This window comes from Actinokineospora globicatena, assembly GCF_024171945.1.
GTDB classification, from domain to species: domain Bacteria; phylum Actinomycetota; class Actinomycetes; order Mycobacteriales; family Pseudonocardiaceae; genus Actinokineospora; species Actinokineospora globicatena.
This window is the reverse complement of sequence record NZ_JAMTCR010000006.1, coordinates 292,301-312,607: the sequence shown is the minus strand read 5'-3', so window position 1 is coordinate 312,607 and position 20,307 is coordinate 292,301. Positions and strand designations below refer to the sequence as shown.

Below are 20,307 nucleotides of genomic sequence, written 5' to 3'. Positions count from 1 at the left end.
CCCAGCACTACATGTCGTCGGCGCGCGGTCGGCGGTTCCCGGTGTCGACCATCCGGAACCGCGACCGCCGCCGCGCCGACTACTGGAGCGACGGCAGATTGGGGGACTCACCATGCGACCCGCCCGCCCGTACCCGTTCCGCGAGCCGACCGCGCTGGAACTGGAACCCGAGTACGCCCGACTGCGCGCGGACGAGCCGTTGAGCCGGATCTCCTTGCCCTACGGCGGTGAGGCTTGGCTCGCGGTGCGGCACGAAGACGTGCGCGTGGTGTTGAGCGATCCGCGGTTCAGCCGGGCGGCGTTGCTGGACCGCGACGTTCCCCGCACGTCACCGCGCCGGTTGACGGACCCGACGCTGCACACCATGGACCCGCCGGAGCACAACCGGTTGCGCCGCTTGGTGTCCGCCGCGTTCAGCCCGCGCCAGCTCGACCGGTTGGCCGACCACGCGACCCGCGTCACCGAGGAGCTGCTGGACCTGGTGGAGGCGGAGGGGCCGCCCGCGGACCTGGTGGCGGGGTTGGCGATCCCGCTACCGGTGGCGGTGACCTGCCACCTGCTCGGCGTCCCCCTGGTCGACCGCGACCGGTTCGCCGAGTGGATCGACGTCGCGCTGGCCACCACCGCGTTCCCGCCCGCGGCGATCCACGAGGCGTTCGCCGCGCTCAAGCGGTACCTGGCCGACCTGGTCGCGCTGCGCCGCGCGGAACCGGCCGACGACCTGCTCGGCACCCTGGTCGTGGCGCGCGACCAGGACGGCGGGCTCAGCGAGGACGAACTGGTCGTGCTCGGCGTGACGCTGCTGTACGCGGGCCTGGAGACGACGTCCAACCACATCGGCAACTTCGTGCACACCCTGCTGGCCCACCCCGACCAACTCGCGGCCCTGCGCGCCGACCCGGGCTTGCTCGACCGGGCGGTGGACGAACTGCTGCGACTCACACCCACGGTCACGTCGGCCGGGTTCACCCGCATCGCCACCGAGGACGTGGAACTGGGCGGCGTCCTGGTACGAGCCGGTGACGCGGTGATGGTCCACCTCGACGCCGCCAACCGCGACGAGCGGGTGTTCGAGCGCCCCGACGACCTGGACCTCACCCGCCGCCCCAACCCACACCTGGCCTTCGGCCACGGCCCCCACTACTGCGTCGCGGCCCAACTCGCCAAAGCCGAACTCCGCATCGCCCTCACCGCCCTGCTCCACCGCTTCCCCACCCTCCGCGCCGCCGAAGACCCCACCACCCTCCCCTGGCGCCAAGGCCGAATGGTCCGCGGCCTCGACCGCCTCCTGGTCACCTGGTGATCAGCCCATGCGCGGCCCACCCCACGGCAATGCCAGATAGCCCGAACCTCAAGACCCCGCTCAACGCGCTTCGCCTACTCGCGACCGAGGCACCGCCCGTCACCTGGTGATCAGACTGGGGTGCCCATGGTGAGGCGGATGGTGAAGCCCGTGGCGTCGCGGGTGTGCAGGACGCTGGTGCAGACCTGGTGGGCTATCCAGAGGCCGTAGCCGCCGCCGTAGTCGCCGGGTTCGGGGATGAGGCCCGCGAAGGGGTTGGTGGGGCCGGGTCCGGAGTCGCGGACGGTCACCACGGTGTGGCCGGGTTGGGCCCAGACCCGGACCTCGACTGGCGCGATGCCGTGGGCGTGGGCGTTGGTGACGACCTCGCTGACGGACACGACGAGGTCCTCGAGCTCGCCAGGGGCCAGGGTGCTCACAGCGGCGACGGCGCGGCGGGCGACCGACGGGGAGGGGTTGGTCAGCTCGACGGCGGGTGGGGTGTGCTGGAGCGGGTCCGGCTCGGCGCGTTGCGGGCGGGCGAGGAACGACGACGGGTCCACGTACCCCGGGTTGCGGGGGTGGGCGCCGGTCGGGCTGGCGATCAGCGGGTGGGTGCTCAGCACGTCGTCGACATCGGCCCGGGACAGGACGCGGGTGTCGTAGGTGCACATGGTGCGCACGGGGAACTCGGCGAAGGCGCGGTTGACCGCCGCCTCGTACCGCGCCCAGGCGTCCCACTCCTCGGCCATCGCGGCGATCGGCAGCTCGCCGAGCACCCGGACCGAGCCCGCGCCGTCGAGGGAGGCGGCGAACAGGTCGCGGTAGGACTTGATCGCCGACGCCGGGCGGGAGTAGTGGCTCTCGATGGACATCACGGTGACCGCGTCGGGCCGGTCCAGCTCGGCGAGCACGAGGTCGATCCGGGCGCGGCTGAGCGCGACCACCACCATGTCCCCGGCGTCGACGCCGCCGTTGAGGAACGGGAGGGCGCTGGCGAGCAGTTCCCGGTCGCTGGAGTGGCACAGCGCCGAGTGCTCATAGCCCTGCCCCGAGTCGCTGCCCACCCTCACCTCACTGTCGAACCGTCGCGCCGCGGGCGACGCAGTCGAAGAGTGCCACCTGGTGGCCGGACCGAACCCCACTCTACGGGGGCGCGTCCACCGGCGTCCGGCCGCGACCAGTGCTGATGTGATCGTGCGCGCGCTCTCCGCCACCCCGCGGGATCACCGGGCTCGTTCCCGATCACCGGCGATCGGGGGGTGCCCGAGGCGCAGAAGGCCCGCGGCGGCCCGCCGATCCCGATCACCGGTGATCGGGTCGCGCGGGCGGGTGCGCGCGGGGACGGCCGGCTAGGCTGCGCGTCGTGCCAGAGATCCCCGGCTCCACGGACCGCGTGAGCGTGCTCGAAGCGATCACCGACGTCGGGTTGCGGCAGCTGGAGCTGGAGGAGTCGCTGCGGGCGCTGCTGGCCAGGGTCCGCGACGCGTTCGGCGTGGACACCGCCACGATCCTGCTCTACGACAGCGCCGCGGAGCGGTTGACCGTGCACGCCACCGTCGGGCTGGAGGAGGAGATCCGGCACGGGGTCACCATAGAACTGGGGGCGGGCTTCGCGGGTCGGGTCGCGGCCACCCGCGCGCCGCTGCTCCTCGACCGGGTGGACCGCACGACCGTGGCCAACCCGCTGCTGTGGCGGCGCGGGCTGCGGTCGCTGCTCGGCGTGCCGATCCTGGCCCGCGACGACCTGGTCGGGGTGCTGCACGTCGGGTCGACCGGCGACCGGGCGTTCACCGAGGGCGACACCGACCTGCTGCGGCTGGTCGCCGACCGGGTCGCGCTGGCCATCAAGGCGGAGCTGACCAGCGCGGAGCGGGCGGCGACGACGGCGCTGCAGCGCAGCCTGCTGCCCACCCGGTTCCCGGACCGCGACGACCTGCGCTTCGCCGCCCGCTACGTGCCCGGCACGGTCACCGGCGTCGGCGGCGACTGGTACGACGTGTTCGAACTGCCCACCGGCCTGGTCGGCGTGGCGATCGGGGACGTCTCGGGCCACGGGCTGGCGGCAGCGGTCGTGATGGGCCGGTTGCGCAGCGCGCTGCGGGCCTACGCGCTGGAGAACGACGACCCGGCCGAGGTGCTCACCAAGCTGCACCGCAAGGTGTCGCACTTCGAGAAGCGGAGCATGGCCACCGTCGCCTACGCCGTGGTCGACCCGGTGACCCGGCGGGTCACGCTGTCCTCGGCCGGTCACCCGCCGCCGGTCATCGCGGTGCCGGGTGTCGGGTCGGCGCTGGTCGACGTGCCGCCGGACACCCCCGTCGGCCTCGGTCTCGGGGCGGCGCGGGGCAGGCGCAACACCGTGCTCGACCTGCCCGACGGCGCGGTCCTGGCCTTCTACACCGACGGCCTCGTCGAGCGCCGCCGGGAGCCGATCGACCCGTACCTGGCGCGGTTGGTGGCCGCGGTCGAGCCGGACGAGCCGGACGCGGTGTGCGCGCAGGTGATGGAGGCGCTGGTCGACCAGGACGCCACCCAGGACGACATCGCGCTGCTGGTCATGCGGTCCACTTCCTGACCGTCCCGGCATTCATTCGGCGCAGCGCGATAGCGCGAATGCCGGACAATTACATTCGCGCGAAAAGACCTGTTATCCCGGTCTGGAACGGGCCATTTCCGCGTCTGGAATGGGGGCGCGACGGAGGGGCGATCGCGGGTCACGCGGCGTGTGGTCGTCACTGTGTGACACGACGCACGCACAGGTCAGCAGCCACTACGTTCGGTAGCTCACACCGGGGTCGCGACTACCCACCGTGATCACGGTAGCGAATATGCGGCAGTTCGCGTCAAGCAAAGCGTTGCGCGTGGAAATCCGTCCGGGCGGATCCCCGATCGGGCCCGGCGATGGTCTAGGCTCCCGCGTCGTCCACAAGGACGACTCACCAGGGGAATGCACATGGCGAAGACCTCAGCAGAGTCGGGAATCGCGCGGCACGCGCAACTCGGCACCGTCGTGCGCATGATCGCGGACCGATCGTGCTCGGTGCTCTCGCTCGACATCTTCGACACCGTGCTGTGGCGCCGGGTCCCCCGGCCGACCGACCTGTTCACCGTGCTCGCCGCGCGGCTGCGCGCCACCGGGCAGCTGCCCGGCTGGATCGGCGACGCCGCCTTCCGCCGGATGCGCATCGCCGCCGAGCAGCTGGCCAGGGCGCGCCGGGAGTCGATGGGCTGGGAGGTCTCGCTCTTCGACATCTGGGCCGCGATGCCCGCCGCGGTCGTCGACCCGGTCGGCCTCGAGGAGCTGGTGGCCGCCGAGGTGCGCGTCGAGCGCGAGTTCACCGTTGTGGACCTGGACATCGCCGAGCTGATCAACGCGGCCAAGGCCAACGACATCCCCCTGGTGCTGGTGTCAGACACCTACTTCACCGCGGAGCACCTGGCGCTGCTGCTCGACCGCCCGGAGCTCGGGCCGCTCGAGGACGCGCGGGTCTTCCGGTCGCACCAGCACGGCGCCGACAAGGCGCGCGGGCTGTGGGACGTCGTGCTCGCCGAGCTGGGCCGCACCGCCAGCCAGGTGCTGCACATCGGCGACAACCTGGTCGCCGACCACGAGGTGCCCGGTGAGCTGGGCCTGCGCACGTTGCACTACCAGCGGGTGGACCGCGAGTTCGAGCGGGTCATCGAGCGCGAGAGCGAGACGCTGGACTCGTTCGGCCCGTTCGGCGACCTGGTCGACCCCGCGCACGGCGACTTCGGCCTGACCACGCTGCGGGCGCGCACGCTGCTGTCGCACGTCCCGGAGTCGAGCGCCGCAGTGGAGACCGCGTGGCGCTACGGCGCGTCGGTGATCGGGCCGGTGCTGACCGGGTTCGCCGAGTGGGTGGCGCACCAGGCGCACGAGGCGGGCACGCCGGTGGTGTGGTGCCCGATGCGCGAGGGCGAGCTGTTCGCCGCCATGATCAACAAGGCCGCCGAGGCGCGCGGCTGGGCGGTGCGGGCGCGGCCGGTGTGGCTGTCGCGGCACGTGGTCACGGTGGCCACATTGGACGCGACGGAACCCGAGGCGGTGCGCGAGTTCTTACGGCCGCGCCACGAGCTCACCGTGCGTCAACTGCTGGAGACGTTGCACCTGCACCCCGGCGACGTGCCCGCGCTGGTCGACTCGCTCGACGCGATGTTCGACAACGACGGCACCATCACCGCGGTCTGCACGGCGCTCACCGAGACCCCGCACCTGCGCAACCGGTTGTCGGTCATGGTCACCGCCACCCGCGAGCGGCTGCTGCGGTCGCTGCGCGAGGCCGGCGCGCTCGACAGCGACCAGCTGACCATTGTGGACATCGGCTGGGGCGGCACGATCCAGTTGCGGCTGGCCGAGTTGCTGCACCGGGCGGGCATCGACATCAAGCCGTCGGGGCTGTACCTGGCGACCAACGAGCGGTGCACGCCGGTGCTGCTGGCGGGGCTGCGGGTCGAGGGCTACCTCGGGCAGGCCGGGCACCCGAGGGACCTGACCGCGGCGGTGAGCCGGAGCCCGGAGATCCTGGAGCAGTCGATCAACGCGCTGTGCGGGTCGCTGATCGACTTCACCGAGGACGGCGAGCCGGTGCTGGGTCCGGTCGCGGGGACCGCGTCGCAGAACACCGAGCGCCGCGCCGTGCAGGACGGCATCCACGCGTTCCAGGACAACTGGTACCGCTACGTGGCCACCGACAAGAACTGGCCGCTGCTCTCGGCGGGCGCGGCGCCCCGGCTGGCCGCGATCCTCACCGCGGTGCTGCGCACGCCGACCGCGCGGGAGGCGTCGGTGCTGGGCAACTGGCAGCACGACGACAACTTCGGCTCCGCGGTGGTCACCCGGCTGATCCCCGACGACCTGGCCTCCGCCATCCCGTACCTGTCCCCCAACGACCTCGACGACCTGCACATGCGCGACTCGTTCTGGCCTGCGCTGCTCGCGGCGTCGGACCCGAAGCTGGGCGCGGCGGCGCGGGCGCTGGCGGCGGGCGCGGTGGACCCGGAGGTGTTCGAGGCCTCGGGCGAGCCGTTCGCGACCCGGCTGCGGTTCCTGGACGAGAAGGGGACCTGGCACGACGGCCCGAGCAGGCGCGTCCGGATCAACCACAACGGCCTGTCCTTCGCCCGCCTCGGCTTCGTCGGCGACGACATCACCCACATCTCCCTCGCCCTGCCCGGCAAACCCGCCCTCGTGCGCGTCGACTGGATGGAGGCCAGGGTCATCGCGGGCCACGACCCCGTCCCGAAGATCCTGCGCTGGGACGACCCCGCCGACTTCGCGGAGCTGACCTTCGCCGAATGCACCTGGCTCGGCGGCAACCTGGTCGAGTTCGACCTGAACTACTCAGCCGTGTGGCTCCCCCTCGCCGCCCGCGCGGGCGCCCCCATCTCCTCCGGCGTGGTCACCATCGGCTTCGCCATGCTCCCCCAGTCCACCCCCACCATCGGCCCCAAACTCGCCGCCGCGACCCCCCGCCCCCGAATCGCCGACCGCCTCGTAGCCCAATACCGAACCCACGGCCCCGTAGGCGTCCTCGCAGGCGCAGCCCGCATAGCCGCCCGAAAACTCACCCGCTGACCCGCTCGCGGGCTGCTTTCCGCTGCCCCTCTCGCAGGACGCCTCCCGCCTCGACGGCGTCCCGCGAGAGCCCCCACCTGCCTTCCGCGCTGGACGCCGCGTCCCTCTATTGCGTGAACCCCAGTCTCGGGCCGGTCACGTTCCCCTGGTCGCGTTGTCCACAACCCTTCCAGCTGTCCACAGCCCAACCGCACCCCTGGGTCGCGCCCCCCACCCCCGGTAGACTGGCACTGGGGACGCCCCCCGGAGAGGGTGGGGGCTGGGGTGCCGGAGGCGGTCCCCGCGACGTCGCGGGTCGGACGCCGGGGGTGGTCACCACGACGCGTTCGTGGTCGACCGGGGGTGGTCCCCGTTGCCGTGGTCGCCGAGATGCCTCTCCCGACGGCCCTCGCCGCCAAGAAGGGCCACCGCAACGCTCCCGCGCCTCGCCTGCCCTGGAGACGACTCCCCGCACCACCCACGGACGTCCATCCGAGACGCTTTCCCGCGCCTACCGCCCGCCGAGTCATCCTCGGCGCCTCCCACGCGCGCCTTCAAGCCTCGCAAAGGCGTGCCTCGCGGCGGTAGTCCTAAGTAGCCGCTTCCAGTGCGGACCTCTACGTCATCGCGCGGCCGCCACAGCAACGCATCCATCCAAACCAGCCGCCGCTCGCCAGCGCCCGCCGGCTATCTTCGGCCTCACCCTTCTCCGGCTGCGGCACCCATCACCCGCGCCCCCGACACCTTTTCCGTCCCCCAATCGCGTGAACCCAAGTCTCACCCAGGTCACGCCACCCAGGTCGCCTCATCCACAACCCCCCAAGTTGTCCACAGCCCAACCACACCCCTAGGTCGCACCCCCCACCCCCGGTAGACTGGCATCGGGGACGCCCCCCGGAGAGGGTGGGGGCTGGGGTCCGCCGGAGGCGGGCCGCCGCGGCCCGGTTGCGATCGACGGGGGCGGCCCCTGGAAGTTGCACGACAAGGCCGGGGGTAGCCCCAGGGAGTCGCGCGACAAGGCCGGGGGTAGCCCCCAGGAGCTGCGGAACGGTGCCGGAGGTGGTTTCCGAGTCGATGTCGGGCGTCGGGGATGGCTTGGGCGAACCGTCATCGCGCGCGATGGGGCTGGCTGGAGTTGGGGTCAGGTGGAGTGGATCGTCAGGGGGCCGAAGTCGGGGACCAAGGCTGCTACGACGATGACGCCGGTTGTGGGACTGGGGTGGAAGAGTTCCGTGGCGCCATTGGGGTGGCGCATTTCCACGGCCGTGACGGTGGGAGAGGCGATTCCCACTTGGGCTTCCAGGAGGTCCTCGTCCTCACCGATGGAGATCTGGTGACCGTAGAACCAGGCCACGGTGCCAGGGGCGATGGGGATCGTTGGGTCGACGAGGGTGCCGCCGGAGGCCGCGGCGGGGAACCAGTTGTCGTCGGCGCGGTAGAAGCTGTGGAGGTCGCAGAGGGTGCCGATGCCGGTCATGCGGGCGACGGCGACCGTGACGTGGTCCGGGGTGCGGGAGATCGCCATGCCCACCCAGCCGTCGGACTTCGTCGCGGGCCAGGTGTGGGACAGGGGGCGCGTGCCGTCGGCCAGGGCTTGGGCGGTGGCGTCGTTGGACCTCACGGGCGCGGACGGTACCCAGCCGGCACCGCCGGTCACCAGGGAGTTTCTAGCCGACCTCGGTGGCGGTGTCGTCGCCGACGGCGCGGATCAGGTCGTCGCGGGCTCGGGCGACGCGGGAGCGGATGGTGCCGACCGGGCAGCCCGCGATCTCGGCGGACTCGGCGTAGCTGAGCCCGAGGACCTGGGTCAGGACCAGGGCCTCCCTGCGGTCCGGGTCGAGCGCGTCGAGCAGCAGGTTCAGCTCGACGACGCCCTCGAAGCCGGACGTGGGGCGCAAGCGGTCGGCCTCCTGCTCCCAGACCACGCCCGCGGCGAGCCGGGGTCGGGCCTTGGCCATCCGCACCTGGTCGACCACCACGCGGCGGGCGATGACCAGCAGCCAGGTCTTGGCCGACGACCGCCCGGCGAACCCGCGCAGGCTGGTCAACGCCCTGGCGAAGGTCTCCTGGGCGAGGTCGTCGGCCACCCCCACGTCGGCGAGGTGGGCGACGAAGCGCCACACGTCGCGCTGGGTGGCCCGCACGAACCGCTCCAGTGCGTCCCGGTCGCCCGAGCGCGCGCGCAGCGCCCAGCGGGTCACCTCGTCATCGGGGGTCATGATCCCGGATGGTAACCACACCCCGCCGGGAACTCGTGCGCCATATGGAGCGACTATTCACCACGTGGACTGCGATACCTGCCGCGCCGCGCTCTCGGCCCGCCTCGACGGTGAGGCCGAGCCCGCGCCTGCCGCCAAGACCGACGCGCACCTCGAGCAGTGCCCTGCCTGCGCCGAGTGGCGGGCCAGGGCCGAGGTCCTGACCAGGTCGATCCGGGTGCGACCAGCCGAGGCGGTGCCCGACCTGGTCGACGCGGTGCTGGCGGCCACCCCCACCCCGCGCGCGGTCGCCATCGGGCCCCGGGCGGCGCTGGCCGTCGTCGCGCTGCTGCAGCTGGGGCTCGCGCTGTCGCAGCTGCTCACGGGGGCCAGCGGCGGGCACAGCGACCACGGCATGACCGGTCACCTGTTCAACGAGGGCGCCGCGTGGAACCTCGCCCTCGGCGTCGGGCTGCTCGTGGCCGCCGGGCAGGCCCACCGCGCCGCCGGGTTGCTGCCGACGCTGACCGGGTTCGTCGCCGTCCTGGTGGGGTTCTCCGTGCGCGACCTGATCACCGGCAGCGCGTCCGCGGAGCGCGTCGTGTCTCACCTGCCAGTCGTCGTCGGTCTCGCGTTGCTGTTCGTCGTCGCGCGCGCTTTCCGCAAGCAGCCTACGCCTGGCACACCAGTCCTCTATGGACAGGGCGAGACCAGTACCGATGTCTCCGAACCGCCCCAGGGCGAGTCCGGGCCCAAGCCCCGCCACCTGCGGCCGACGGCGAAACACGCCGCCTGACCACGCCCGGGCGGTCCGTGCTCCACCACCCACCGCCCCGAGCGTCCACCCGGGCGGGCTCCGTCTCCGTGAGCCCGCCCGGGTCTGTCACCCCTCCGGCGGACCGTATCGGGCGATGTGCACGCGGCGCCGCGGCGTCTACGTTCATAGTGGACGGACCGCGTCGACCGGCTAGGGAACGGACAACCTCATGCCCCGCGTGCTCGCTGTGCAGTCGCGTCCGGTTTCCCGCTTGGCACTGGCGGTCGTGGCGGTGGTGAGCTCGGTGGTGTTCGCGCCGGCGGCCTCGGCGTCGTTCCCCGGGACGAACGGGAAGCTGTACTACTACGACCTCGTCAACGGGAACTTCGACGTCTACTCGGTGAACCCGGACGGCTCGAACCGCGCGCGGCTGACCACCGACCCGGCGTTCGACGTGTCCGCCGTGGCCTCGCCGGACGGCACGAGGATCGCGTTCACCAGCGACCGCACCGGCGTGGAGCAGGTGTGGACGATGGACCGGGGCGGCGGCGGGGTCACCCAGGTCAGCACGGACGGCGTGGACGAGCGCGGCTTCATCTCGCGGGTGTTCTCCTGGTCGCCGGACGGGCGGATCTACTACTCGAACCACGACCAGGTGATCGTCTCGGTGAACCCCGACGGCAGCGGGCGCGCGCTGACCGGCGTCACCGGGTTCGACCTGGCGGTGTCCCCGAGCGGTCGGCGGATCGCGCACAGCAGGCCATCGGCGACCATCGGCAGCGTGGACCTGTGGGTGTCCGATGTGGACGGCGGCAACGCGGTCCGGGTGACCACCAACCCGGCGTTCACCGTCTCGGTCAACCCGGAGTGGTCCCCGGACGGCGCCCGGATCGCGTTCTCCCAGATGGCCCCGCTGGTCAACCGGCAGAACATCGGCGTCGCCACGGCAACCGGCAGCGCGGTGACGGCGCTGACCACCGGCCCCAACGACTACAGTCCACAGTGGTCCCCCGACGGCACCAAGATCGCCTTCGTCGACGGCGCGAACCGCACTTTCTCCACAGTGGACTCCGACGGCCGGAACCGGACCCCGCTGGCCGCGTCCCCCGGCGGCCCCGGCGTGTCCATGTTCATCACAGACTGGGCCACGGACGCCCCCAAGGCCGACGCCGCCGTGACCCTCACCGCCACCACAGCCCCAGTCGGCTACGTGGACTACACCATCGGTGTCACCAACAACGGCCCCAGCCCCCTGACCTCAGCCACGGTAGTCCTGACGCTGCCCAACACCGTGACAGCACTGGCCGCACCCCCACCAGGCTGCACCAGCAACGCCCGCACCATCACCTGCACCATCGGCCCACTCCAGGTCGCCACCGCCACCCAACGCACGATCCGCGCCACCATCGGCCTGCTCACCATCGGCCAGTTCACCGCCACAGCCACCCGAACAACAGGAACCCCCACCGACCCCCGCCCCACCAACGACACCGCCACGGCGACCTGCTCAGCCCTCACCTCCGCCGGAATCACCTGCTAGCCGAAGGCGACCCTCAAGGCCTGCCTGCCCAGAGGACGTCAGCGGTGTCCGCACTCCGGCCCGGCAAGTCCGGCGACAAGCTCGTCACGTGCTTGTTCCGCCCCGGAGCCACTCAGTCGAATGAGGCGCCTGCCGTCGGGCCGGACACCGTACAACCCACCGCGCACCGACCGGGTGTTCCTGCCCGATCGTCAGTGTCTCTGTGCCCGATCGGGCACGGGTTGGCGACTCCCTGATGAGCCAGCCGGTACCGTCGCTACCCTCGGATCTCCTGCTCTCACGGGGGTGGCGATGTCCGAAGTGAGTTCGGAATCCGAAGCCGGTTCCCAGCCAGTGCACAACGAGGTCACCGCTGCGGCAATCGGAACAGTGGTGCAGGCCGGTTTCATCACCCGCGAACTGCACGTACATGCTCCGCTCCGCGCCGGGCGCCCTGTGCCACGGCACTTGCCCGCGGCGCCAAGTGGTTTTGTCGGTCGCGAAGCGGAACTCGCTCGGCTCGATCACGTCCTCGATGGCGGTGGGAGAATCTCCGTGATCGGCGGCGCGGGTGGGATGGGGAAGTCCTGGCTCGCCGTGCACTGGGCGCACCGGCGAGTCGACCACTTCCCCGACGGGCAGCTCTACGTCGACCTGCGCGGATTCGACCCAAGCGGTGAGCCGATGCCCACCGCGGTGGCGATGCGCGGGTTCCTCGACGCGCTCGGCGTCGAGCCCGCGCACATCCCGCCTGATCCAGCCGCCCGCGTCGGCCTGTACCGCAGTCTCCTCGTCGGCAGGCGGATGCTGATCGTCTTGGACAACGCCGCCGACACCGCCCAACTCGTCTCCTTGATCCCCGGCAGCCCCTCGTGCGCGGTGCTGATCACCAGCAGGCGCCGCCTGACGGGCGTGCTGACCGCGCACGGGGGAACCGCGCTGGACTTGGACGTGTTGCCAGCACACGAAGCGCACGAGTTGCTCACCCACCACATCGGCGGTGGGCGGCTCACCGCCGAACCCGATGCCACCGCCGAGTTGCTGCACTGCTGCGCGGGATTGCCACTGGCGCTCAGTGTCGTCGCCGCGCGCGTCCGCACCCACCCGAGTTTCCCGTTGTCCGTCCTGGCAGGCGAACTGCGTGACCAGACCAGCCGACTCGACGCTCTTGGCTCGGGGGATCTGACCGCCGACATCAGATCTGTTCTGTCGTACTCCGAACACGCCCTCTCTCCCGGGGCGGCCGCGGTGCTCGCGCTGTTGGGGCTCGCAGTTGGTCCTGATCTCAGCCTGCGAGCCGCCGCCAGCCTCACCGCGCTGTCGAACTCCAACACCAGGTCTGTGCTGAGGGAGTTGGAAAACGCCCACCTGGTGCGGCAGCACGCACCAGACCGCTTCCGCATGCACGACTTGATCCGGCTCTACTGCACCGAACGCGCCAACCACGGCGTGCTGTCAGAACGCGCCCGTGCCGACGCCAAGCGGCGACTGATCGATTTCTACCTGCACGCGGCGCTGGCTGCCGACCACGTGCTGGAGCCGGATCGACCGCACGTCGAGGTCGCAGGCACGACCGGTCCGACTCCACCACCCGCGGACCCCACCGCAGCGTTGGCCTGGTTCACCGCGGAGCACGCCAACCTGATCGCGATCCAACGACTCGCGATCACCACGGACCTGCACGACGTGGTGTGGCAGTTGGCCTGGGCGCTCGACGTCTTCCTGGTGCGCCAGGGACACTTCCCCGACTCCGTCCGGATGTGGCGAGCGGGCCTGGCCTCGGCGGGCAGGTCAGCAGACCACGTCGTGCGCGCCGTGGCGCACCGACGCCTCGGCTGCGCCCACGCCAACCTGGGAGAGCACCGGGAGGGCGTACACCACCTGGAACAGGCACTCGCCTTGGTCGAGCGTGCCGACAACCGCGAAGAACAGGCCTACACCCATCACATGCTCGGGTTCGCGTGGAAGCAGCAGGGTGATCACCGGCGGTCCCTCGACCACGCCATCAACGCCATGCACCTGTTCGAGGGCCTGGACTTGCCCGCGCGGCAAGCCGACGTCCTCAACGCGGTCGGCGAGCAGCACGCGAGGTTGGGCGACTACGACCGAGGGCGCGGCTACTGCGAAGCCGCCCTCACCTTGGCGCGATCCCACGGCAACGAGCACGTGGCGGCGGGGGTGCTGGACAACCTGGGGCACATCTCCCACCTCGCGGGCCACCACGAGGACGCGTTGGACTACTACCGCGAATCGCTCAGCATCTGCCGCGAGCTGGGATTCAAGTACTACGAAGCCGACATTCTCGATCGATCGGCTCAGATCTCGCGAACGCTCGGTCGACATCACGACGCGCGGAGATTGTGGCAACTGGCTCTCGCGCTCTACCAGGCGCTGTACCGCATCGCCGATGCCGATCGCGTCCAGCAGGAGTTGCTTCAACTCGAGTAAGACCACCACTGAGAGTGGAGCCTGCCACCAGCGCGAGACCGATACCGCCTGCGCAGGTCTGAGTTCACGGGCAGACGATTTCGCTCTGCGGCGACCGCTCGACCTCGGCTGCGCCGCGGCGGGCCGCCTTCGGCGGAGCCCAGCCCCCACCCTCTCCGGGGGGCGTCCCCAGTGCCAGTCTACCGGGGGTGGGGGGCGCGACCCAGGGGTGCGGTTGGGCTGTGGACAACCGGAAGGGTTGTGGACAACGCGACTTGGGGAACGTGATCGGGGTGAGACTGGGGTTCACGCGAAAGAGGGAAGGCTGGACCCCGGGGAAAGTAGGCCGGGGTCCAGCGAGAAGAGGGCTAGAAGTCCTCGTCGAAGGAGACGGTGCCGGTGACGGCTACCTGGTAGGCGGAGACGCGGCGTTCGAAGAAGTTGGAGAGTTCTTGGACGTCTTGGAGGTCCATGAAGGGGAAGGGGTTGGCGGAGCCGTAGATGGGGGGTAGGCCTAGGACCTGGAGGCGGCGATCGGCGACGTGTTCGAGGTAGGTGCGCATGTCGGTGATGGACATGCCCGCGACGCCCTGGACGAGGAGGTCTTCGGCGAAGGCGGTTTCGGCGTCGACGGCCTCGCGGAGCATTTCGCGGACCTGGGTGAAGAGGGTTTCGTCGAACAGGTCGGGTTCCTCGCGGCGCACCGTGTCGACCACGTCGAAGGCGAAGGCCATGTGCATGGACTCGTCGCGGAAGACCCAGTTGGTGCCCGACGCCAGGCCGTTGAGCAGGCCGCGGGAGCGCAGGAAGTACACGTAGGCGAAGGCGCCGTAGAAGAAGAGGCCCTCGATGCAGGCGGCGAAGCAGATGAGGTTGAGCAGGAAGCCACGGCGGTCGGACTTGGTCTCCAGGCGGGTGAGGCCGGAGATCGAGTCGATCCACTTGTAGCAGAACTCGGCCTTGGCGCGGATCGACGGGATGTTGTCCACGGCGGCGAAGGCGGCGACGCGCTCGTCCTCGTCGGGCAGGTAGGTGTCGAGCAGCGTCAGGTAGAACTGGACGTGCACGGCCTCCTCGAACAGCTGCCGCGACAGGTAGAGCCGGGCCTCCGGGGCGTTGACGTGCTCGTAGAGGTTGAGCACCAGGTTGTTGGCCACGATGGTGTCGCCGGTCGCGAAGAACGCCACCAGCCGGTTGACCAGGTGCCGCTCGGCGGGCGAGAGCTTGGCCAGGTCGGCGAGGTCGGTGTGCAGGTCGACCTCCTCGACGGTCCAGGTGTTCTTGATGGCGTCGCGGAAGCGGTCGTAGAACTGCGGGTAGCGCATCGGCCGCAGGGTGAGGTCCATCCCGGGGTCGAGCAGGGCGTGGCCGCGCGCGGTGCTCGACAGGCCGGTGTTCTCGAGGGTGGTCACTGGCAGGCCTCGCAGGATTCGGGGTTCTCCAAGGAGCAGGCGATGGCCTCGACCGGCTCGACCGGGGCGGAGACGGTCGCCTGCTGGATGCGCGTCGCCGGGCGGGAGCGCAGGTAGTACGTGGTCTTCAGCCCGGACTTCCAGGCGTAGAGGTACATCGACGACAGCTTGCCGATGGTCGGCGACGCGACGAACAGGTTCAGCGACTGGCTCTGGTCGATGTAGGGCCCGCGCGCGGCGGCCAGTTCGATCAGCGCCTTCTGCGGCAGCTCCCACGCCGTGCGGAACAGCTCGCGCACTTCCAGCGGCAGCTCGACCAGCCCCTGCACGGACCCCTCGTCACGCTTGAGCCGCGACCGGGTCTCGTCGGTCCACAGGCCGCGGGCCTTGAGCTCGCGCACCAGGTACGAGTTGATCTGCAGGAACTCGCCGGAGAGGGTCTCGCGCTTGAAGGTGTTCGACACCTGCGGCTCGATGCACTCGAAGCAGCCCGCGATGGAGGCGATGGTGGCGGTCGGCGCGACGGCGATCAGCAGCGAGTTGCGCAGGCCGTGCTCGGCGATCCGGGCGCGCACCGCAGTCCACCGCTCGGTCTGCGTCGGGGTGACGCCCCACAGGTCCGGCTGCAGGTCACCGCGGGCGGCGCGGGTCTGCGCGAACGACGGGTGGGCACCGGACTCCTCGGCCAGCGACGCCGACGACTCCAGCGCGGTCAGGTAGATCTCCTCGGCGATGCGGGTCGAGAGCTCCTTGGCCGCCGCGGAGTCGAAGGGCAGCCGCAGCTTGAAGAACACGTCCTGCAGGCCCATGACGCCCAGGCCGACCGGTCGCCAGCGCGGGTTGCTGCGCGCCGCCTGCTCGGTCGGGTAGTAGTTGATGTCGATCACCCGGTCCAGGAACACCACGGCGGTGCGCACGGTCGCGCGCAGCCGGTCCCAGTCCACCCCGTCGACCGGGTCCACGTGCGCGCCCAGGTTGACCGAGCCCAGGTTGCAGACGGCGGTCTCCTCGTCGCTGGTCACCTCGAGGATCTCGGTGCACAGGTTCGACAGGTGCACCACGTTGCCCGGCTCGGCGGTCTGGTTGCAGGTGCGGTTGGCCGTGTCCTTGAACGTCATCCAGCCGTTGCCGGTCTGCGCGAGGGTCCGGATCATCTTGCCGTAGAGCTCGCGGGCGTTGACGGTCCGCACGGCGCGGCCCGCCTGCTCGGCGGCGCGGTAGGCCTCGTCGAACGCCGGGCCCCACAGGTCGACCAGCTCGGGCAGCTCGTCGGGGTCGAACAGCGACCAGTCCGCGTCGGCCTCGACCCGGCGCATGAACTCGTCGGGGATCCAGTTGGCCAGGTTGAGGTTGTGCGTGCGCCTGGCGTCCTCGCCGGTGTTGTCGCGCAGCTCAAGGAACTCCTCGACGTCCGGGTGCCAGGTCTCGAGGTAGACGCAGGCCGCGCCCTTGCGCCTGCCGCCCTGGTTGACCGCCGACACCGACGCGTCCAGGGTGCGCAGCCACGGCACGATGCCGTTGGAGTGGCCGTTGGTGCCGCGGATCAGCGCGCCGCGCGAGCGGACCCGCGACCACTGCACGCCGATGCCACCGGCGAACTTCGAGAGCCTGGCGATCTGGGCGTACCGGTCGTAGATCGACTCCAGTTCGTCGCGCGGGGAGTCGAGCAGGTAGCACGAGGACATCTGGGTGTGCTGGGTGCCGGAGTTGAACAGCGTCGGCGAGCTGGGCAGGTAGGCCAGCGACGACATCAGCCGGTAGAACCCGATGGCCTCGGCGGCGGTGGTCGACAGGCCGCAGGCCACGCGCAGCAGCCAGTACTGGGGCATCTCGACCACCGTGCGCTGGGCGGGGTGGCGCAGCAGGTAGCGGTCGTAGACGGTGCGCAGGCCGAAGTACTCGAACCGGCGGTCCGCGGCGGGGTCGATCGCGCCGTCGAGCTCGGCGGCGTTGGCGGCGACGAAGGCGGCGGTGCTGTCACCGATGAGGCCCTGGTCGTGGCCGAGGGCGACGCTCTCGCTGAACGAGCCGATGCCCTGCCTGCGCACCTCCTTGCCGATGAACGCGGCGAGCAGACCGGCGGCGAGCTTGGAGTACTCCGGCTCCTCGGCCACCAGCGCGGCGGCGGTCTGGATGGAGAGCTTGTCCAGCTCCTCGGTGGTCGCGCCGTCGTAGAGACCGCTGATGGTCTTGGTGGCCACCCGCAACGGGTCCACATCCGACAGCCCGATCGCCTGGGCGCGGACGGCCCCGACGATCTCGTTGACGTCGACCGGTTCCAACGTCCCATCGCGCTTGCGCACGCGCATGGTGGTCGTGGCCGTCACAGGTCTCTCCTCGCGAACGGGGCGGCTCCGTGGGCAGCGGGGAGTGAACGGGCGCGCGCGACCGCCACGTCCTCCCGCCCTCCCTCGGGGCCGCGGACACCCGCACGCGGACGCGCACGGGGTGCTGGCAGGTCTTCGGACTCGTGGGCGCGCTTGTCAGCACCTACCGGTCGTCGCTTCCCAGGCCCCGCGGGCCCAGTGCTTCGTGACGGCTTTCGTTCCCACTCACCGCTGCGGGGCAGTCCCGGAATCGCACCGGGTTCCCTCTTGCGACGACCGATCTGGATGATCGGCCGAACCAGCTACGGGCACCATACATGGGCCCCGACCCGGGCCGCGCACCCCACATCTAGTGGGCGTGTCGCTCGTCCGGAGCAGTGTTCACGACCACGGCCGAGCACCCCGCGCAGCCGTCACGGCACCGGTTCCGGCTCGTGGGACGGCGGTGGCAGGTGCGGGGCGACCGGTGGTATCGGGTTGGTCGCGGGAGCGGGCGGTGGGGTTGGTGGCGGGGTCGGGTTGAGCGGGCGCAGGGTGCCGTAGTCGACGGTGGTGGTGCCGTCGGGGTGGATGGTGAGGGTGCCGGGGCCGATCTTGCCCTGGTAGACGTTGCCCGCGGCGTCGACGGCGAAGATGAAGGGCGCGCCCTCGCCGGTGAAGTGCACGCCGCCGCCGCGGGTGGGGTTGGCGCGGAAGTTCCAGGTGTTGCCGCTCATCTCGGTGAGGCGGGCGAACAGGACGCGGGTCGCGGCGGCGCGGTCGGCGGGCGGGGTGTCCAGGATGACCTGGCGGGCGGCCTCGAAGCGGGCGTTGTTGCCCTCGCCGGGGATGGGCACGGTGTGCGGGTCGACGGGGGCGCGGACGGGGTCGACCGGGGCACGTTCGGCGAACAGCTTCTTGGCGCCACCGGCGATGAGCAGGGCCAGGTTGACCACGCCCTGGGTGCCGCGTTCCCAGCGCTCGAACTCGCTCATGCCGGTGGGCGCGAACGCGCGTTGACCGACGCAGGCCTCGACGATGTACGGGATGCCAGTGAGGTCCGCGATTCCCAGTCCCACCAGGCCAAGCCCCTCCAGGAACCCCGGCCCCTCGCCACCGTGGTCCGCCTTGTACTCCTGCCAACGCCCGTAGATCCCCAGCCCAACACCGACCACGAGGAGTCCGGCTAGGACAGTCCAGCCGACCGGTCCCGCCAGCAGCAGACCGACCCCGATGATGATCGTGGGGATCGACAGGATCAGCCCGGAAAGGATGCCGCCCAGGACATCGCCGCACTTCTCGCGCAGCCAGTTGCGCATCCGGCCGACGATCTCGGCGAGCCAGCGCTGGACCGGTTGCTCGTCGCGGGCCTGCGCGGACAACCGGTCGGCCTCGCTCGCGAACCTGGTCGCCCCTGAGGCACCACGGGATCGCGCGTCGGAAACCCACCCCTGCTGCGCAGCGACGCTCCGGTCGACTGTCCCAGTGAGACCATCGACGCTCGAACGGTGCTGCGCCGCAAGGGCATCGGCCGCCACGGCTGGGACGCGATCAAGTTCAGCACCCACTGCGTCGCGGGTCTGCCCGGCTTGCCCGGCGAACACGGCAGCACCCTGCCGCAACGCCGTCCCAGCCGCCTCCTCGACCCGGCCAAACGCCCCGGCCGCCTGCTCCCCCACTCCCCCAACGGCTTGCTGGTGCCCGGAGGCCAATTGCCCCGCGCCCTCGTCCAGCCCGCCCGCCGCGTCCTCGATACCACCCACCACTTGGTCGCCTGCCGCCCGGACCGCGCCGAGCGGGTCGCCCACCGGCTTCGACCGGGCCGCCACCATCGCCGCCAGCGAACGCGCGTGGTCGACCAACCCGGCGCCGAGCTGGACAGCCGTGTCACGCAACCGGGTCCGGCTCTCCGCCGCCCACGCCGTGAGGTCACCTTCAGCAGTCTGGCGACCTGCCCGTAGGGCGGTGACGAACCGCTGATGGCCGAGCGTCGCCGACTCGACAGTGCGGGTGCCGGTCGCCCGCATCGCACCGGTCGCCGTCGCCGTTCCCTCAGCCAACGCCCGGTCAGTCTGGTCCGCCGCGGCGGTCACCTGTTCGGCGGCACTGGCCTTCGCGGGGTCGTACAGGCTCGACTGGGCAGCCGTGACGCCAGCCCGGACCTGCCCGGCCGCCTCCCCGCTCGAACGCGCCAGTTCGGTACTCGCCTTACCGGCCACCGCTTGCCCGATGCGATCTTGTCCAGCCGCGATGTCCGGATCCCCTGCGACAGCGGCAGGGCGCGCGGCATCGGCGGTCGGTGTCTCCCGCGAAGCACGGTCGGCTTCACGTTGCCCGGCCGCGCGGGACTCCTCGCCCATCGCGTCGATCCGCGCCATTGAGTCCACACGCGACCCTTGAGCCTGAGCGCGGAGAGCGGCACGTGTCCCCGTCGACGTGGCCTGGATCGCGGCAGCTTGACCGGCGGCCTGCGTGCTCACGTTGGCGCGCAACGCACTCAGCGCACCCTGAGCGGTCGCCTCCTGCGCTGCGGCCGTAGCGGCCAACCGGTCCTGATGAGCGCGGACCGACTGGTCCACCTGCTCCCCCGCGCGCTCGGCCGCCTCGTGCACGACGACCCGTTGCCGCTCGGCCTCACCGACGATCTCCCCGGGCAGGCCCACGTCCGGGATCGCGACCGGCACGTCCAACGGCGGCTCGACCCGATGCGGTTGCGGTGACCCGAGCAAGGACGACACCGCGCTGTTGCCCGCCGACCGCTGCAACGCGAGCAAGCCGGGTCCCCGCTGGCCTGCCCCGGGTAACGGGGTCGGACCAGCGGTGGACAC

At 71.2% G+C, this 20,307-nt stretch carries 12 protein-coding genes and 1 riboswitch; of the genes, 6 read left to right on the top strand and 6 right to left on the bottom strand.

The window, feature by feature from the left end; genetic code table 11:
* Positions 1-112: 112 nt before the first annotated feature.
* The gene (locus LV79_RS28905) at positions 113-1,303 is read left to right on the top strand and encodes a cytochrome P450 (RefSeq protein ID WP_253841445.1); all 1,191 of its coding nucleotides are present in this window, start codon (positions 113-115) and stop codon (positions 1,301-1,303) included.
* A gap of 110 nt (positions 1,304-1,413) precedes the next feature.
* Here the strand turns inward: LV79_RS28905 and LV79_RS28900 are convergent, their stop codons facing one another.
* Positions 1,414-2,349, bottom strand: a complete 936-nt coding sequence (locus tag LV79_RS28900; RefSeq protein WP_253841444.1) for an anti-sigma factor RsbA family regulatory protein — start codon at positions 2,347-2,349, stop codon at positions 1,414-1,416.
* Positions 2,350-2,648: 299 nt separating this feature from the next.
* On the opposite strand from LV79_RS28900, the gene LV79_RS28895 reads away from it, so the two are divergent.
* A complete protein-coding gene (locus tag LV79_RS28895) occupies positions 2,649-3,860 on the top strand; it encodes a PP2C family protein-serine/threonine phosphatase (protein WP_253841443.1) in 1,212 nt (403 codons plus the stop codon).
* Between the two features lie 378 nt (positions 3,861-4,238).
* Entirely contained in the window at positions 4,239-6,881 is a 2,643-nt protein-coding gene (locus LV79_RS28890; RefSeq protein ID WP_253841442.1) for an HAD family hydrolase, read from the top strand.
* A 1,120-nt stretch (positions 6,882-8,001) separates the two neighbouring features.
* Here the strand turns inward: LV79_RS28890 and LV79_RS28885 are convergent.
* Together LV79_RS28885 and LV79_RS28880 are read right to left on the bottom strand one after the other, a co-directional pair.
* Complete coding sequence (locus LV79_RS28885; protein WP_253841441.1) at positions 8,002-8,481, bottom strand: hypothetical protein; 480 nt, start codon at positions 8,479-8,481, stop codon at positions 8,002-8,004.
* Positions 8,482-8,527: 46 nt separating this feature from the next.
* On the bottom strand, positions 8,528-9,079 hold the full coding sequence (locus LV79_RS28880; protein WP_253841440.1) for a sigma-70 family RNA polymerase sigma factor: 552 nt from the start codon (positions 9,077-9,079) through the stop codon (positions 8,528-8,530).
* A gap of 64 nt (positions 9,080-9,143) precedes the next feature.
* Between LV79_RS28880 and LV79_RS28875 the strand changes: the two genes are divergently transcribed.
* From LV79_RS28875 to LV79_RS28865, 3 genes are all read left to right on the top strand, one after another.
* The gene (locus tag LV79_RS28875) at positions 9,144-9,854 is read left to right on the top strand and encodes a zf-HC2 domain-containing protein (protein ID WP_253841439.1); all 711 of its coding nucleotides are present in this window, start codon (positions 9,144-9,146) and stop codon (positions 9,852-9,854) included.
* A 265-nt stretch (positions 9,855-10,119) separates the two neighbouring features.
* A complete protein-coding gene (locus LV79_RS34680; protein ID WP_253841438.1) occupies positions 10,120-11,355 on the top strand; it encodes a hypothetical protein in 1,236 nt (411 codons plus the stop codon).
* 534 nt (positions 11,356-11,889) lie between these two features.
* Positions 11,890-13,782, top strand: coding sequence for a tetratricopeptide repeat protein (locus LV79_RS28865; RefSeq protein ID WP_253841437.1), 1,893 nt, complete (start codon positions 11,890-11,892; stop codon positions 13,780-13,782).
* Between the two features lie 347 nt (positions 13,783-14,129).
* On the opposite strand, the gene LV79_RS28860 is transcribed toward LV79_RS28865, so the two are convergent.
* The 3 genes from LV79_RS28860 to LV79_RS28850 all read right to left on the bottom strand — a co-directional run bounded on the left by LV79_RS28860 (position 14,130) and on the right by LV79_RS28850 (position 20,253).
* Positions 14,130-15,173 (bottom strand): ribonucleotide-diphosphate reductase subunit beta, encoded by a 1,044-nt coding sequence (locus tag LV79_RS28860; protein WP_253841436.1) that lies wholly within the window; start codon positions 15,171-15,173, stop codon positions 14,130-14,132.
* Entirely contained in the window at positions 15,170-17,500 is a 2,331-nt protein-coding gene (locus LV79_RS28855; protein WP_253841435.1) for a ribonucleoside-diphosphate reductase subunit alpha, read from the bottom strand. Before LV79_RS28855 ends, LV79_RS28860 begins: the two co-directional genes overlap by 4 nt.
* 109 nt (positions 17,501-17,609) lie before the next feature.
* Positions 17,610-17,818: riboswitch (cobalamin riboswitch) on the bottom strand.
* Between the two features lie 95 nt (positions 17,819-17,913).
* On the bottom strand, positions 17,914-20,253 hold the full coding sequence (locus LV79_RS28850; RefSeq protein WP_253841434.1) for a hypothetical protein: 2,340 nt from the start codon (positions 20,251-20,253) through the stop codon (positions 17,914-17,916).
* Positions 20,254-20,307 lie beyond the last annotated feature (54 nt).